This is a genomic window from Chitinimonas koreensis (genome assembly GCF_014353015.1).
Classification (GTDB): Bacteria; Pseudomonadota; Gammaproteobacteria; order Burkholderiales; family Chitinimonadaceae; genus Chitinimonas; species Chitinimonas koreensis.
Map to the genome: position 1 here is coordinate 1,486,137 of NZ_CP060704.1, position 14,372 is coordinate 1,500,508.

At 71.7% G+C, this 14,372-nt stretch carries 17 protein-coding genes; 8 read left to right on the top strand and 9 right to left on the bottom strand.

From position 1 onward, the window contains the following. Nucleotides 1-9 precede the first annotated feature (9 nt). The 3 genes from H9L41_RS06350 to arcC are packed head-to-tail and all read left to right on the top strand — an operon-like array spanning nucleotide 10 to nucleotide 3,224. Nucleotides 10-1,227, top strand: a complete 1,218-nt coding sequence (locus H9L41_RS06350; protein WP_028446116.1) for an arginine deiminase — start codon at nucleotides 10-12, stop codon at nucleotides 1,225-1,227. Between the two features lie 28 nt (nucleotides 1,228-1,255). Then, nucleotides 1,256-2,254 carry an ornithine carbamoyltransferase gene (gene argF, locus H9L41_RS06355; protein ID WP_028446115.1) on the top strand — a complete coding sequence of 333 codons (999 nt, stop codon included), beginning with the start codon at nucleotides 1,256-1,258 and terminating at the stop codon, nucleotides 2,252-2,254. A gap of 7 nt (nucleotides 2,255-2,261) precedes the next feature. Beyond that, nucleotides 2,262-3,224, top strand: coding sequence for a carbamate kinase (arcC, locus tag H9L41_RS06360; RefSeq protein ID WP_051318977.1), 963 nt, complete (start codon nucleotides 2,262-2,264; stop codon nucleotides 3,222-3,224). 54 nt (nucleotides 3,225-3,278) lie between these two features. Here the strand turns inward: arcC and H9L41_RS06365 are convergent, their stop codons facing one another. From H9L41_RS06365 to H9L41_RS06380, 6 genes are all read right to left on the bottom strand, one after another. Further along, nucleotides 3,279-4,568: an NAD(P)/FAD-dependent oxidoreductase gene (locus H9L41_RS06365; RefSeq protein WP_028446114.1), complete on the bottom strand. Its 1,290-nt coding sequence runs from the start codon at nucleotides 4,566-4,568 to the stop codon at nucleotides 3,279-3,281. A 64-nt stretch (nucleotides 4,569-4,632) separates the two neighbouring features. Continuing rightward, on the bottom strand, nucleotides 4,633-4,842 hold the full coding sequence (locus H9L41_RS06370; protein ID WP_028446113.1) for a YgaP family membrane protein: 210 nt from the start codon (nucleotides 4,840-4,842) through the stop codon (nucleotides 4,633-4,635). Next, a complete protein-coding gene (locus H9L41_RS25570; RefSeq protein WP_308419607.1) occupies nucleotides 4,839-6,413 on the bottom strand; it encodes an efflux RND transporter permease subunit in 1,575 nt (524 codons plus the stop codon). Before H9L41_RS25570 ends, H9L41_RS06370 begins: the two co-directional genes overlap by 4 nt. A gap of 211 nt (nucleotides 6,414-6,624) precedes the next feature. Then, nucleotides 6,625-7,854: an efflux RND transporter permease subunit gene (locus H9L41_RS25575; protein WP_308419608.1), complete on the bottom strand. Its 1,230-nt coding sequence runs from the start codon at nucleotides 7,852-7,854 to the stop codon at nucleotides 6,625-6,627. Continuing rightward, the gene (locus tag H9L41_RS25580; protein ID WP_308419609.1) at nucleotides 7,851-8,066 is read right to left on the bottom strand and encodes a hypothetical protein; all 216 of its coding nucleotides are present in this window, start codon (nucleotides 8,064-8,066) and stop codon (nucleotides 7,851-7,853) included. The genes H9L41_RS25575 and H9L41_RS25580 overlap by 4 nt, the downstream gene beginning before the upstream one ends. A 228-nt stretch (nucleotides 8,067-8,294) precedes the next feature. After that, complete coding sequence (locus tag H9L41_RS06380) at nucleotides 8,295-9,338, bottom strand: efflux RND transporter periplasmic adaptor subunit (RefSeq protein WP_028446112.1); 1,044 nt, start codon at nucleotides 9,336-9,338, stop codon at nucleotides 8,295-8,297. 123 nt (nucleotides 9,339-9,461) lie between these two features. Here H9L41_RS06380 and H9L41_RS06385 point away from each other — a divergent pair, with 123 nt between their 5' ends. Continuing rightward, the gene (locus H9L41_RS06385; RefSeq protein ID WP_308417313.1) at nucleotides 9,462-9,815 is read left to right on the top strand and encodes an ArsR/SmtB family transcription factor; all 354 of its coding nucleotides are present in this window, start codon (nucleotides 9,462-9,464) and stop codon (nucleotides 9,813-9,815) included. 34 nt (nucleotides 9,816-9,849) lie between these two features. Here the strand turns inward: H9L41_RS06385 and H9L41_RS06390 are convergent, their stop codons facing one another. After that, entirely contained in the window at nucleotides 9,850-10,482 is a 633-nt protein-coding gene (locus tag H9L41_RS06390) for a Clp protease ClpP (protein ID WP_211236872.1), read from the bottom strand. 75 nt (nucleotides 10,483-10,557) lie between these two features. Here H9L41_RS06390 and H9L41_RS06395 point away from each other — a divergent pair, with 75 nt between their 5' ends. After that, nucleotides 10,558-11,046: a hypothetical protein gene (locus H9L41_RS06395; RefSeq protein ID WP_157461960.1), complete on the top strand. Its 489-nt coding sequence runs from the start codon at nucleotides 10,558-10,560 to the stop codon at nucleotides 11,044-11,046. Nucleotides 11,047-11,302: 256 nt separating this feature from the next. Next, nucleotides 11,303-11,461 carry a three-helix bundle dimerization domain-containing protein gene (locus H9L41_RS26080; protein WP_187523729.1) on the top strand — a complete coding sequence of 53 codons (159 nt, stop codon included), beginning with the start codon at nucleotides 11,303-11,305 and terminating at the stop codon, nucleotides 11,459-11,461. A 115-nt stretch (nucleotides 11,462-11,576) separates the two neighbouring features. Here the strand turns inward: H9L41_RS26080 and H9L41_RS06405 are convergent, their stop codons facing one another. After that, nucleotides 11,577-12,014, bottom strand: coding sequence for an Hsp20/alpha crystallin family protein (locus tag H9L41_RS06405; RefSeq protein ID WP_028446107.1), 438 nt, complete (start codon nucleotides 12,012-12,014; stop codon nucleotides 11,577-11,579). A 286-nt stretch (nucleotides 12,015-12,300) separates the two neighbouring features. On the opposite strand from H9L41_RS06405, the gene H9L41_RS06410 reads away from it, so the two are divergent. Further along, a complete protein-coding gene (locus H9L41_RS06410) occupies nucleotides 12,301-12,684 on the top strand; it encodes an alanine-zipper protein (protein ID WP_051318976.1) in 384 nt (127 codons plus the stop codon). 9 nt (nucleotides 12,685-12,693) lie between these two features. Here the strand turns inward: H9L41_RS06410 and H9L41_RS06415 are convergent, their stop codons facing one another. Next, nucleotides 12,694-13,233, bottom strand: coding sequence for a L,D-transpeptidase family protein (locus H9L41_RS06415; RefSeq protein ID WP_051318975.1), 540 nt, complete (start codon nucleotides 13,231-13,233; stop codon nucleotides 12,694-12,696). Between H9L41_RS06415 and H9L41_RS06420 the strand changes: the two genes are divergently transcribed. Then, complete coding sequence (locus H9L41_RS06420) at nucleotides 13,232-14,302, top strand: L,D-transpeptidase family protein (protein WP_084300198.1); 1,071 nt, start codon at nucleotides 13,232-13,234, stop codon at nucleotides 14,300-14,302. The two genes, H9L41_RS06415 and H9L41_RS06420, sit on opposite strands and share 2 nt — an antisense overlap. Nucleotides 14,303-14,372: the final 70 nt, after the last annotated feature.

Below are 14,372 nucleotides of genomic sequence, written 5' to 3' on the forward strand. Positions count from 1 at the left end.
AGCGTCGCCATGTTCCAGGGCGTGCATTCGGAAGTCGGGCGGCTGCGCCGCGTGCTGGTCTGCCGGCCCGGCCTGGCGCAGCGGCGGCTCACCCCGGCCAATTGCCGCGAGCTGCTGTTCGACGACGTCATGTGGGTATCGCAGGCCCGCAACCACCACGACGCCTTCACCAGCGCCATGATCGAGCGCGACGTCGAGGTGCTGGAGCTGCACGACCTGCTGGCCGAGACGGTCGCCGACGCCGCGGCGCGCGGCTGGCTGCTGGAGCGCAAGCTCGCCGAGGGCTTCGTCGACCGCGAGCTCGCCGCGCAGCTGCGTCCCTGGCTGGAGGCGCTGCCGCCGGCCCGGCTGGCGGCCCACCTGATCGGCGGGGTGAGCCGGGCCGAGGTGCCGTTCGAGCCCGACGGCCTCCTGGCGCGCTGCACCGGGCCGGCCGACCTGCTGCTGCCGCCGCTGCCCAACAGCCTGTTCACGCGCGACAGCAGCGCCTGGCTGTTCGACGGCGTGGCCTTGGGGCAGATGTACTGGCCGGCCAGGCAGCAGGAGACCCTGCTGGTCCAGGCGATCTACCGCTTCCACCCGCTGTTCGCCGGCCGGACCGTCGTCTGGGGCGGCGAGCCGGAAGCGGATCGCGGCCTGGCGACGCTGGAAGGCGGCGACCTCATGCCGATCGGCCGGGGCACCGTGCTGGTCGGCATGGGCGAGCGCACCTCGCCGCAGGCGGTCAGCCAGCTGGCGCGCGCGCTGTTCGCCAGCGGCCGGGCGAGCCGGGTGCTGGCCGCGCAGATCCCCAAGTCGCGCGGGGCGATGCACCTGGACACCCTGTTCACCTTCTGCGACGTGGACCTGGTCACGGTCTTCCCCGAGATGGTCGACGCGATCCGGGTGCACAGCCTGAGGCCCGGCGAGAAGGAGGGCACGCTCGACGTGCGCGGCGAGCGGCGCACCTTGCCCGAAGTGGTCGCGGAAGCGCTGGGCCTGGCCCGGCTGCGCACGGTCGCGACCGGCGGCGACGCCTTCGAGGCCGAGCGCGAGCAGTGGGACGACGGCAACAACGTGCTGGCGCTGGCGCCCGGCGTGGTCGTGGCCTACGACCGCAACACCTACACCAACACGCTGCTGCGCAAGGCCGGCGTGGAAGTGATCACCATCCCGGGCGGCGAACTCGGCCGCGGCCGCGGCGGCAGCCACTGCATGAGCTGCCCGCTCGAACGCGACCCGGTCTAGCGCGGCCCGGCCCTCGGAGGAACGCCCCATGAGCTTCAACCTGCGCAACCGCAGCCTGCTCGACCTGCAGGACTTCTCGCCGCGCGAGGTCCGCTTCCTGCTGGACCTGGCGGCCGAGCTCAAGCGCGCCAAGTACGCCGGCACCGAGCAGCCGCGGCTGAAGGGCAGGAACATCGCGCTGATCTTCGAGAAGACCTCGACCCGGACGCGCTGCGCCTTCGAGGTGGCGGTGCACGACCAGGGCGGCCACGTCACCTGCATCGACGCCGCCGGCTCGCAGCTCGGCCGCAAGGAATCGCTCAAGGACACGGCGCGCGTGCTGGGCCGGCTGTACGACGGCATCGAATACCGCGGCTTCGGCCAGCAGGCGGTGGAGGAGCTGGCGCGCCACGCGCACGTGCCGGTCTGGAACGGCCTGACCGACGAGTCGCATCCGACCCAGGTGCTGGCCGATCTGCTGACCATGGAGGAATTCGGCGAGCGCCCGCTGCACGAGCTGTCGTTCTGCTACCTGGGCGACGCCCGTTTCAACATGGGGTGCTCGCTGCTGGTCGGCGGCACGCTGATGGGCATGGACGTGCGCATCGCCGCGCCGCACCCGCTGCAGCCGCCGGCCGGGCTGGTGGCCCGCATGCGCGAGCTGGCCCGCAGCACCGGCGCGCGCATCGCCATCGAGACCGATCCGCTGCTGGCGGTGGCCGGCGCCGACTTCGTCCACACCGACGTCTGGGTGTCGATGGGCGAGCCCGAGGACGCCTGGCGCGGCCGGATCGAGCAACTGCTGCCCTACCAGGTGACGGCCGGCCTGATGCGCGCCACCGGCAAGCCGCGCGCGCGCTTCATGCATTGCCTGCCGGCCTTCCACGACCTGGAGACCGAGATCGGCCGCCAGGTGCACGAGCGCTACGGCCTGAAGGAGATCGAAGTGACCGACGAAGTGTTCGAATCCGAAGCCTCCATCGTCTTCGCCCAGGCGGAGAACCGCATGCACACCATCAAGGCGGTGCTGGTCGCCACGCTCGGGTGAGGCCGCCATGAAAGTCGTGGTGGCCCTCGGCGGCAATGCGCTGTTGCGGCGCGGGCAGGTGCTCAGCGCGCAGAACCAGGTGGAGAACATCCGCCGCGTCGCCGCCCAGCTGGCCCGCGTCGCGGCGCAGCACACGCTGGTGCTGACCCACGGCAACGGCCCGCAGGTGGGCCTGCTGGCGCTGCAGAGCGCCGCGGCGGCGCCGCTGCCGGCCTACCCGATGGATGTGCTGGGCGCCGAGAGCGAGGGCATGATCGGCTATCTGCTGGAGCAGGAGCTGACCAACGCCCTGCCGGCCGGCCGGGCCGTCGCCACCCTGCTGACGCGGGTCGAGGTCGACCCGGACGACCCGGCCTTCGCCGAACCGACCAAGCCGATCGGGCCGGTGTATGCGCGCGAGGAGGCCGAGCGCGTCTCGGCCGGCTGCGGCTGGCGCTTCGCCCCCGACGGCGCCGGCCTGCGGCGCGTCGTCGCCTCGCCGCGGCCGCGCCGCATCCTGGGCCTCGATCCGATCCGCTGGCTGCTGGAGCGCGGCGCCATCGTCATCGCGGCCGGCGGCGGCGGCATCCCGGTGGCGCGCGGCGCGGACGGCGCCGGCCTGCACGGCGTCGAGGCCGTCATCGACAAGGATCTGTGCAGCGCGCTGCTGGCGCAGGCGCTCGGGGCCGACTGCCTGGTCATCGCGACCGACGTCGACGCGGTCTATCTCGACTGGAAGCGGCCGGGCCAGCGGCCGCTGGCGGCGGCCACCCCGCGCCGGCTGGCGGCCTGCGCGTTCGCGGCGGGCTCGATGGGGCCGAAGGTGCAGGCGGCGGTGCAGTTCGTCGAGGCCGGCGGGCGGCGCGCCGCGATCGGTTCGCTGGACCAGGTGGAGGCGTTGCTGGCGGGGACCGCCGGCACCCAGATCACCGCGGACCAACCCGCCGGCGACACGGCGGACGCGGAGGGCGCGGAGGGCGGGCAGGGCTGAAGCAGGCCCGGCGCCCGCCCCGAGCCATCCGGCTTCCGCCCGCCGGCGCCGGCATCAGCGCTCGGCCGGCGGCTGGGCATCCAGCCGCTCGATGCCGAGCAGCTTGAGGATGTACTTCTCGTAGATCGGCTCGGCGGTGCCGGCCTTCATCTTGTGCAGGAAGTACTTCTCGAAGGCCACCTTGGCCAGGTGGACCCATTTGCCCTTCCTGAACCAGTTCACGTTGCGCGGCGGGATCTGCGGCAGCGCGACGAAGGCCGCGCCGGTGTCGCCCATGTCGGCCAGGCAGATCGCGTTCCAGCTGCCCTTGGCGGTGGCCGGCCGCTGCGCGAGTTCGGCGGCGATGTTGTGGACGATGGCCGTCACCATGGTCTCGATCATGTAGCCGGTCTTGGGCGCCCCGGTCGGGACCGGCGTCGCCTCGACCGGGGGAATGGCGACGCAGACCCCGGCCGAGAAGATGTTCGGATACCGGGTGCTGCGCTGGTGCGCGTCGATCAGCACGAACCCGCGCGGATTGCACAGGCCGTCGACCGCGGCGACGGCCTCCACGCCGCGGAAGGCCGGCAGCATCATGCAGAAGTCGAAGTGCAGCGCGTGCTCGCGCCTGGGGTTGCCGGCGTCGTCGAGCTCGGTCGCGAACAGCGTGCCGTCCTCGACGCGGGTGGTCCTGGCGTTGGTCACCCACTTGATGTCGCCGTTGCGCAGCTCGCTCTCCAGCATGGACTTGGAGTCGCCGACGCCGCCGAGCCCGAGGTGGCCGATATAGGGCTCGCTGGTGACGAAGGTGATGGGCACCTTGTGGCGCAGCTTGCGGCGGCGCAGGTCGGTGTTCAGGACGAAGGCGAATTCGTAGGCCGGGCCGAAGCAGGACGCGCCGGGCATCGCGCCGACCACGATCGGGCCGGGCGCCTGCAGGAAGCGCTCGTAGGCGGCCCGGGTCTGCTCGGCATGGTCGATGGTGCAGATCGACTGGGTGAAACCGGCCGGCCCGGCGCCGGGCACCTCGTCGAAGGCGAGCCTGGGGCCGGTGGCGATGACGAGGTAGTCGTAAGCGAGCCGCTCGCCGTCCGCCAGCACGAGGGCGTTCTGTTCGGCCTCGATCTTCTGCACCGGGCTGGCGATGAAGTCGATGCCCTTCTTCTCCAGGTAGGGCCGGATCGGGAAGGTGATGGCCTCGCGCTCCCGCCAGCCGACGGCCGCCCAGGGGTTGGACGGCACGAACTGGAAGTAGTCGACCGCGTTAACCACGGTGATGCGGTGCGAGCGGCCCAGCGCCGCCCTCAGCTCGTAGGCGGCGGGCATGCCGCCGGTCCCGGCTCCGACGATGACGATGTGTGCCATGCCTGTCTCCTCTTGTCTGCCGGCGCGCGCGGCGCCGGTCGCGCCGTCTCCGGCGCGGTTGCGTTCAATGGCCGGCGCGGACGCCGAGCCGGCGCAGGACGATCTCCATCGGGCACCAGCCGGTGACGCCGCTCTGCAGCAGGTTGGCGCCGACGAAGGCGGTGAACGCGAGCCACCATTGCGATACGAAGAGCGGGCTGCCGGGCACGCCGAGCGCGAGGCTCAGCAGGACGAAGCTGCCTGCGACGATGCGGACGATCTGCCAACTGGTCATGACGTGTGCTCCTCTGGTGAAACGGAAGCCGCGGCTTCGAAACGATGGCGATAGGCCGCGTAGTACAGCAGCGGGATCACCACCAGGGTCAGTAGGGTCGAGACGAAGATGCCGAAGATCAGCGACACGGCGAGGCCGTTGAAGATCGGGTCGTCGAGGATGAAGAAGGCGCCGAGCATGGCGGCCAGGCCGGTCAGCACGATGGGCTGGGCGCGCGCGATGGCCGAGTCGACGATGGCCTGTCCGAACGGGACGCCCTGCCGCAGCTGCAGGTCGATGAAGTCGACCAGCAGGATCGAGTTGCGCACGATGATGCCGGCCAGCGCGATCATCCCGATCATGCTGGTGGCCGTGTACTGCGCGCCCAGCAGGGCGTGGCCTGGCATGACGCCGACGAGGGTGAGCGGGATCGGCGCCATGATGATCAGCGGCGTGAGGTAGGAGCCGAACTGGGCCACCACCAGCAGGTAGATCAGGACCAGGCCCACCGCGTAGGCGGCGCCCATGTCGCGGAAGGTCTCGTAGGTGATCTGCCATTCGCCGTCCCATTTGACGGCGAAGCGGCGGTAGGCCTCGTCGGGCTGGCGGACGAAGTATTCCTGCAGGCCCGCGCCGCCCGGCGCCGGGACGGCACGCACCGCGGAGCGCATGCCGAACATGCCGTACAGCGGGCTGTCGACCCGGCCGGCCATGTCGCCGACCACGTAGTTCACCGGCAGGCCGTCCTTGTGGTGGATCGGCTGCTCGCGCAGCGAATCCGATACGCGCACCAGCTCCCGGATCGGGATCACCCGCCCGCCGGCGCTGCGCACGCCGAGCTGCAGCAGGGCGTCCAGGTCGCCGGTGTCGGCCTCGGCCAGGCGGACGACGGCGGCGGCCGGGTATTTGCTACCGTCGTGCAGGTAGGCGGCGGCGTCGCCCGCCAGGCCGGCGCGCAGCGTCTGCACGACGGCGGCCTGCGGTACCCCGGCCAGCGCGGCCTTGCGGCGGTCCACCAGCAGCAGCGTGCGCGGCGCGTCGGCGATGCTGCTGTCGTCGACGTCCACCACGCCTTCCGTCCGCTCGAACACCGCGCGGATCGCCTGGGCCACCTGCCGGCGACCTTCGTCGGTCGGCCCGTAGACCTCGGCCACGATGGGCGAGAGCACCGGCGGGCCGGGCGGCACTTCCACCACCTTCACGTTCGCGCCGAAGCGGCGGCCGATCGCCTGCAGGGCCGGGCGGACCCGCGTGGCGATCGCATGGCTTTGCGCCTTGCGGCGGTGCTTGTCGACCAGGTTGACCTGGATGTCGCCGACTTCCCCGCCGGTGCGCAGGCCGTACTGGCGGACCAGGCCGTTGAAATTGATGGGCGAGGCCGTGCCGGCGTAGTGCTGGTAGTCGACCACCTCGGGCACCGTGCGCAGATGGGCGCCCAGCGCCCCCAGCACGGCGTCGGTCCGCTCCACCGGGGTGCCGGCCGGCATGTCGACCAGCACCTGGAATTCGGACTTATCGTCGAAGGGCAGCATCTTGAGCTGCACCCGGCCCAGCACCGGCAGCAGCAGCGAGAGCGCGATCGCCGCCGCCACCCCAGCGCCAGGAACAGGCGGTTGCGCCCGCCGCGGGCCGGATCGAGGAAGGGACGGAACAGGCTGCGGAAGCGCGGCGCCAGCCGCATCGCCAGCGTGTCGCCGCCGTGGCGGCCCTCCTTTAGCCAGCGCCGCGCCAGCCAGGGCGTGACGACGAAGGCGATCGCCAGCGACAGCAGCATGCCCATGCTGGCGTTGATCGGGATGGGGCTCATGTAGGGCCCATCAGGCCGCTGACGAAGGCCATCGGCAGCAGCGCGGCGATCACCGTCAGGGTGGCCAGGATGGTCGGGCCGCCCACCTCGTCGACCGCGGCCGGCACGATCTCGCGCAGCGGCTTGCCGGGCTCGAGCTGCTGGTGGCGGTGGATGTTCTCGACCACCACGATGGCGTCGTCGACCAGGATGCCGATCGAGAAGATCAGGGCGAACAGCGAGACCCGGTTGAGCGTGAAGCCCCAGGCCCAGGACGCGAACAGGGTGGCCGTCAGCGTCAGGATCACGGCGATGCCGACGATCGCCGCCTCGCGGCGGCCGAGCGCCAGGAAGACCAGCGCCACCACCGAGGCCGTCGCGAACAGCAGCTTCTGGATGAGCTTCGTGGCCTTGTCGTCGGCGGTCTCGCCGTAGTTGCGCGTCACCGTCAGGTTCACCGCCTCGGGGATCACCGTATTGCGCAGCGCATCCACCCGGCGGATCACGGCCCGGGCCACCTCGACGGCGTTGCGGCCCGGCTGCTTGGTGACGGCGAGGGTGACGGCTGGGTATTCGGCGCCGTCCTTGCCGGCCCGGCCGAACCAGGCCGAGCGGGTGGTGGGCGGCGGGCCGTCGCGCACCTCGGCGACGTCCTGCAGGAAGACCGGGCGGCCGCGCTCGACCCCGACCACCAGCTCGCCCACGGCCTCGGCGTCGGCCAGGAAGGGTCCCGCCTCGACCGCGACGGCGCGGTCGCCGGCGACCAGGTCGCCCAGCGGCATGCCCTGGTTGGCCGATTGCAGCGCGCCGTGCAGGTCGGCGAGGGTCAGGCCGCTGGCGGCGAGCCGGCCGGCGTCGACCTCGACGTTGACGGCGCGGCCGGGGCCGCCCAGCGTGACGACGTCCGCCGTGCCCGGCACGCGCTTGATGTCCGCCTCGAGGCTGTGCGCCACCCGCTCGAGCTCGGCGGCGCCCAGCCCGGGCCGGGGGCTCCACAGCGTGAGGCCGAGGATGGGCACGTCGTCGATGCCCTTGGGCTTGACGACGGGTTCCAGCGCGCCGAGGCCGGCCGGCAGCCAGTCGCGGTTGCTGTGCACGGTGTCGTACAGCCGGACCAGCGCTTCCGTGCGGCCGATGCCGACCTCGAACTGGACCGTCAGGACCGCGAGGCCGGGCCGCGACAGCGACATCACGTGCTCGACGCCCGGCATCCGGCCGAGCACCTGTTCGGCCGGGCCGGCGATCATCGTTTCGACGTCCCTGGTCGACGCGCCGGGAAGGGCACCAGCACGTTCGCCATGGTGACATCGATCTGGGGCTCTTCTTCCCGCGGCGTGACCAGTACCGCGAACAGCCCGAGCAGCAGGGCGACCAGGGCCAGCAGCGGGGTGATCTGCGCTTCGAGGAAGAAGGCGGCGATGCGGCCGGCGGGGCCCAGCCGGGCAGGGGCGCTGTGCATGCCGTCCTCCTAGTCCGAATGGAGCCGCCGGCACGCGCCGGCGCGCTCGCCCCGCGGCGGCGGAGAGGATGGGTCGAATCGGCAAGGCATCATTTGGGTGACCACCATCGGTTGGCGCCCGGTCGGGCGCGGCTGTTGTCCCGTTCGGGCTTGGCCGCCGCGGCCTCCCTTGCGGGATGGCCGGGCGGCGGGCGGACCGGCGGAACCGCGGTCCGCCCGGTGCTTTTCCTAGCGCGCCGCGGCGGCGAGCGGATCGGCGGCGACGCGTTCGGTCGACGACAGGCCCGCCAGGATCTCGGTCTCCGCGCCGACGACGCGGCCGGTCTTCACCTGCCTCAGGCCCGGCCGGCCCTGGCCGTCGACCACGTAGACCAGCCGCATCTCGGCGCGCCGGAAGACCGCCGAACTCGGCAGGTAGAGCCGGGCCGGCCCGTCCGTCCGCATCGGCAGCCAGACCCGGGCGAAAGCGCCGGGCGTCAGGTGCCCGGCCGGGCCGGGCAGGTCGGCGCGGATCTGTACGGTATGCGTCGAGGCGTCGGCCGTCGGCAGGATGGTCAGGCGGCTGGCGGTCTGCCAGGCCTCGCCCGCGGGCATGCCGGGGAATTCGAGCCGTACCGGCTGCCGCTCGGCCACGGCCGCGATCCGCGCCTGCGGCACGCTGGCGGTGACGCGCAGCGCCGCCGGATCGTAGAGGCTGACCAGCGGCCGGCCTGGCATGGCCATGTCGCCGAGGTTGGCGGGCACGTCGGCGACCCGTCCGTCGTACGGGGCCACGATGCTGAAGAAGCCCGACTGGGTGCGCGCCGCGCCGGCGCTGGCCCGCTGCGCGTCGGCCTGCGCCCGGGCCGCCTTGAAGCCGGCCTCGGCCTGGTCCAGGGCGGCCTGGCTGATGTAGTGCCTGTCGAACAGCTGGCGTTGGCGCGCGTATTCCTTGCCGGCGACCTTGAGCAGCGCCCAGGCCGCTTCGGCCTGCGCGCCGCTCGCCGCCGCGCCTTGCTCGGCGGCCCGCGCGTCCACCCTGGCCAGCAGCTGGCCGGCCTTCACCCGGTCGCCCGGCTTCACCGGCAGCGCGATCAGCTGGCCGGCCACCTGGACGGCCAGCTCGCTGCGCCGGATCGCCTCGACCACGCCTTCCGCCAGGTAGACCTGCTGCGCGCCGGCCGAGCGGACCGGGACGGTTTCGAGCGGCGGCAGGCCGGCGGCCCGTCCCGCGAGGGCGATCAGGGCGGCCGCCAGGCCGGCGAATGCTGCGGAGAAATCGGTCGAACGCATCGTTCCTGGCTCCATGGGGCGCGTCCCGGACAATGATTTTCACGCGCTTTGATTTATTGTTTGCTCAATTACGCAAATAGTCAAATATGCAAATCGTAGGAAAATCCAGCGAAGGGGCGCATCATGAAGCTGTCTTCCACACTCGGCTGTACGGCGATGCAAGGTCTATCCGATCAGGCGCTGGAGCAGGTCGCCCAGTATTTCAACGCGCTGTCCGAGCCCAACCGGCTCCGGATCCTCAACCTGCTGCGCGACGGCGAGCGCAACGTGGGCGAACTCGCCCAGCTGTGCGGCTCGACCGCCGCCAACGTCTCCCGCCACCTGGCCATGCTGGCCAAGCACGGGCTGGTCGCCCGCGAGGCCCGCGGGACCAGCGTCTACTACCGCATCGCCGATCCCGGCATCTACCAGCTGTGCGACCTGGTCTGCGGCAGCATCGCGCGCCGCTTCGAGGAACAGGCCGCCCACTTCGAGTGAACGGCCGGCCGGCGCCGCCCGGCGATCGCGCCGGCTACGCTTCCGCATCCTTGGCGAGCGCCGCCCGCGCCGGCTTGCGCGCATGCGCGGCGCGGCCCAGGCGCCGCCGGATCTCGTCCGAGTCGAGCCACAGGTCGTTGCCCTTGAGGATCTTTTCGATCTCGGCCGAGGAGAGGAAGGGCGCGCAGATGCGGAACATCACCTTCTCGAACCAGCTGCCGAGCGCGATGACCTGCGCCTGCTGCTCGTTGCCCTTGCCGGCGAAACTACCCGAATAGATGTGGAACATCAGCTGGCAGTTATCGTGGACGATCAGCTCGTCGCCGACCAGGAAGATCAGCGCCGCCATGGAGTAGGCGCGCGCCTCCAGCACGGTCACCACGTGGGCCGGCGAGGCCTGCATGTTGTTGATGATCTGCAGGCCGGTATCGAAATTGCCGCCGGGCGAATTCAGGTGCAGGTAGATCAGGTCGGTCTCGCTGGCGCTGCGCAGCGTATAGAACAACTCGGTGTAGTACTGCGGTTCCTGGATCTCCCCGCTCAGGTAGTAGGAGATCTGGCGGATGGGGATCTGCCGCTCGTAGCGCGCCAGGCCGGTCGAGGCCTGCTCCGGCTCGTCGCCCTCCATCTCGGCGGAGGGTCCGCCTTCCTGCTGGGTGCCGCGCATCGTCCGCTCCTCGCCGCCGGTGGCCACCTGCGATGGCCTTCGTTCGCAGCCTAGTCCCAGGCCGCGGGGCGCCTCTTGATCGCGATCAAGCGCCGCGTCCGCATGCCGCTGCGGCGGCGCGAGGCAAGAACCTTGCGGCATATCAAGACGCTATCCGCGCGGAAGGCGGAGAGTGGAGCCGTCCGAAATGCGAGATCGGTCCATTTCATGTCCTCACGGCGCGGTAATCCGCTCGACAAGGCATTCCGCCGGTATTTCCAGGATCTGTGGACGGCGAAGATGGCCTCGGGCGAAGACTCGGCGGGCGCACCGGGCCGGCAGGCCTGGGAAATGGACGTCGTCGTCCTGCCCGACCGCTACGAGATCAGCCTGGCCACCGCCGCCGTGGCGGGCCTGGTGGACGACCGGCAGCTGCTGGAGCAGCTCGCCGGCGCCTTGAGCCCGGCGATCGCCAGGGATCTTGCGGGCGCGCGCATCGTGCGCTCGCTGCGGACCGTGAAGGTGATCCTGCCCAGGTCGCGGCAGCCGGCCGCGGCGCCGCAGGGCGCGGAGCGGGCGCCATGAGGCACGACGCGACAGGCTGCCTGGAGCGCGGCCAGCCGCCGCGGCACGGAACGGCGCAGCCCGTGGCCGGCCGGCCGCGCAGCGGCATCGCGCCGGACGGTCGGGATGCTGCCGGCGCACGGCCGCCGACTGCCGCGACGGTACCGGATCGGACCGGGGCGATCCCGCCTGCGGCATCCGGGGCCCCGGCGGCGGCGATGCGCTGCTGACCCCTTACCACCGCGGCGAAATCGAACGCCTGGCGCTTCGCCACGGCGTGCCGGCGGCGCAGGTCGAATCGCTGTACACGGCGAAGCTCGAGGCGTTGAGCCGGCAGGCGACCGTCAGCGCCTACCTGCCGCTGCTGGTCGAGAAGCACGTCCGCGACGTCATCGCCTCTTCGCAGCGGTCTCGAGGGTTTCGCCCGCGCCCCTGAATTCCCCGTAGCCGCGGCGATGGAGCGTCCTCGGCTGCAGGCCATTCTCTCCTTCGGCCTGAGCCGGGCGCGGCGACGCGGGAGACAGCCGGCGGCCGCCTCCCGCCGCCGGGGCTCAGGAGATCTGCAGCCGCTTGGCGTTGCCGTTGGCCTGCTTGGGCAGGGTCAGCTCCAGCACGCCGTCCTTGTAGCTGGCCTGCGACCTGGCCGCGTCGACGCTGCAGTCGAGCGTGAAGCTGCGGTAGGCCTTGCCCTGGTAGCGCTCGCTGTAGACCACGGCCTCGCCTTCCTTCTTCTCGCGTTCGCGCCGGACCTCGGCCGAGATGCTGACGAGGTTGCCGTCGACGTCGACGCGGATGTCGTCCTTGTCCACGCCCGGCAGGTCGGCGCGCACCACGTAGGCCTCGCCCTTTTCCGACACGTCGAGCTTCATGTCGAACACGTCGTCGGCCAGCAGGTTCGACCGGAACAGGTCGGGCTCGTGGCGCCAGAAGTTGTGGAACAGCCGGCTCATGCGGTTGCTGATGGGATCGCTGATTTGCAGATTGGACATGCTTTCCTCCACGGGTGATGGATGGGATGGACGCGTCCGCTCGGCCATGTCGTCGAAGGACGCCGGGAAACATTAGCGCCGGCGTTCCCGGGGGAAATTGATTCGGGTCAAACATGCGCGCGCCGATGCCGCGCCCGCGGTCCGCGGCGATGAACGGCGCGCCGAGACCGGCGCCGCGCCGCGGCCGCTCGTTGGTCCGCTTGATCGCGATCAAGGTGCGGCCGCGCCAGGGCGCTATGGTCGGACCTGCAGGGATGTGAACTCACCGACCCCCCAGGAGAGCACGATGCGTACCTCATACCGCTTGATCCAGTTGACCGCTGTCGCCGTCCTGCTGGCCGGATGCGCCAGCACCTCGCAGCAGGATGCGCTGCGCGCCGCCGTCGAGCGCGCCCAGCAGACCGCCGACCAGGCGCAGCAGGCGGCCGCCGAAGCCCGCGCCATGGCCATGGAGGCCCGCAACCGGGCCGGCGAGGCGGCCAATCAGGGCCGCGTCGCGACAGGCAAGGCCGATGCCGTGTGGCAGCTGGCGGAGGATGCCCGCCAGCGCGCGCAGGAATCCGACCGCAAGGCCGACCAGGCGCTGGGCGAAGCCAAGGCGGCCCACAAGGGCGTGGCGGACGCCAACGAGAAGATCGACCGGATGTTCAAGAAGACCATGCAAAAGTAGACGGCCCGCCTAGCGCACTTCGACCTGCATGCCGATGCGCGCCCAGCGCGAGAAATCCTGCAACTGGGCATCGCTCAGGGCGATGCAGCCGGTCGTCCAGTTGAAAGCGGCATGGATCGCCGGATCGCCGCGGCCGACGCCGTGGATGCCGATGCCGCCGCCCAGCGGCGTGCCCTGCGGCGCGAGACGCCGAGCCGCGGCGGCGCGGACGATCGCGTCGCGGCTGCGGCGGGGCAGTTTCCCGGCCGCCAGCGCCAGTTCGGCATGCGCCGGCGTGGGGTAGTCGAACTGGTAGAAGGCCCCGTAGCGGTGGGGCCGGCGGACGGCGACGATCCTGAAGTCGCCCAGCGGCGTGGTGCCGTCCCGCCGGTAATGGACGGCCGCCGCGCCGCCGCGCCCGATCGAGATGCCGTCGTAGCGCGCGACGACCTCCCCGTCGGCCGCACGGACCACCATCACCAGCGCGCGCGTGTCGACGCTGGCCCGGTAGGGCGCGGCGGCCAGCGCCAGCGGAGCGAGGCAGGCAAGGATGATCAGGCGCGACACCATGCGCAACACCGTGACGTTCAAGTATCCGGGGGCCGCCGGCCTCGCCCTGGCCCTGCTGGGCGCGACCTGCGGCGGCGCGACCTTCGCGCTGCCCGCCGACGGCAGCAGCGTCGTCGGCGGCGTGCGCATGGTCACCGTCAACCCGGACAATACCCTGCTGGACGTCATGCGCCACTTCGACGTCGGCTACGACGAGATCACCAGCGCCAACCGCACGGTCTCGGTCTGGAAGCCCGGCGCCCAGACGCCGATCGTCGTCCCCGGCCAGTTCGTCCTGCCGCCCAGGCCCTGGACCGGCATCGTGATCAACATCCCGCAGCGCCGCCTGTTCTACTTCCCGGCCGCGGGCAAGGCCAAGGGCAAGCCGGCGACGGTGATGACCTATCCGCTCGGCATCGCCCGCGAGGGCTGGCCGACCCCGCTGGGGTCGACGCGGATCGTCGCCAAGTACCGCAATCCCAGCTGGTTCGTGCCGCAGAGCATCCGCGCCGAGCACCTGCGCGACGAGGGGGCAGAGCTGCCGGAATACTTCCCGCCGGGGCCGGACAACCCGATGGGCATGCTGGCGATGCGCACCGGCTTCCCGGGCATCTATATCCATGCCACCAACCGGCCCTGGGGCGTCGGCCTGCGCACCAGCCACGGCTGCCTGCACCTCTATCCCGAGGACGCCGCCGAGCTGTTCCCGCTGCTCCCGGTCGGCACGCCGGTCCGCATCATCGACCGGCCGGCCGTGGTCGGGCTCGACCGCGACCGCTGGGTGATGAGCACCTACAGCCCGGTTAACGAGTACGGCAGCCCCTATTCGCTCTACACCCATGCCGCGCTGGCGCTGGGCGAGGCGCTGCCGCCGCCCGGCCGGAACGGCCCGCGGGCCGACATCGCCTGGAGCCGGGTGCGCGACATCACGGCGTCGACCCAGCCGGTGCCGACGGCGCTGACGGCCGACTTCCCGGGCTATGCCGACACGCTCTCGCGGCTGGCGCTCGAATACGTCGACTTCGCGCCCTACGGCATGGACGCCAACAATGCGCAGCTGCCCGGCGCCGAGCCGCCGCCGGGGCCGTGACGCATGCCTTCCGGGCCGGTGCGGACCGCCGCGCCGCCATGATCCGGGCCTGACCGCCCAGCGAGGAAAC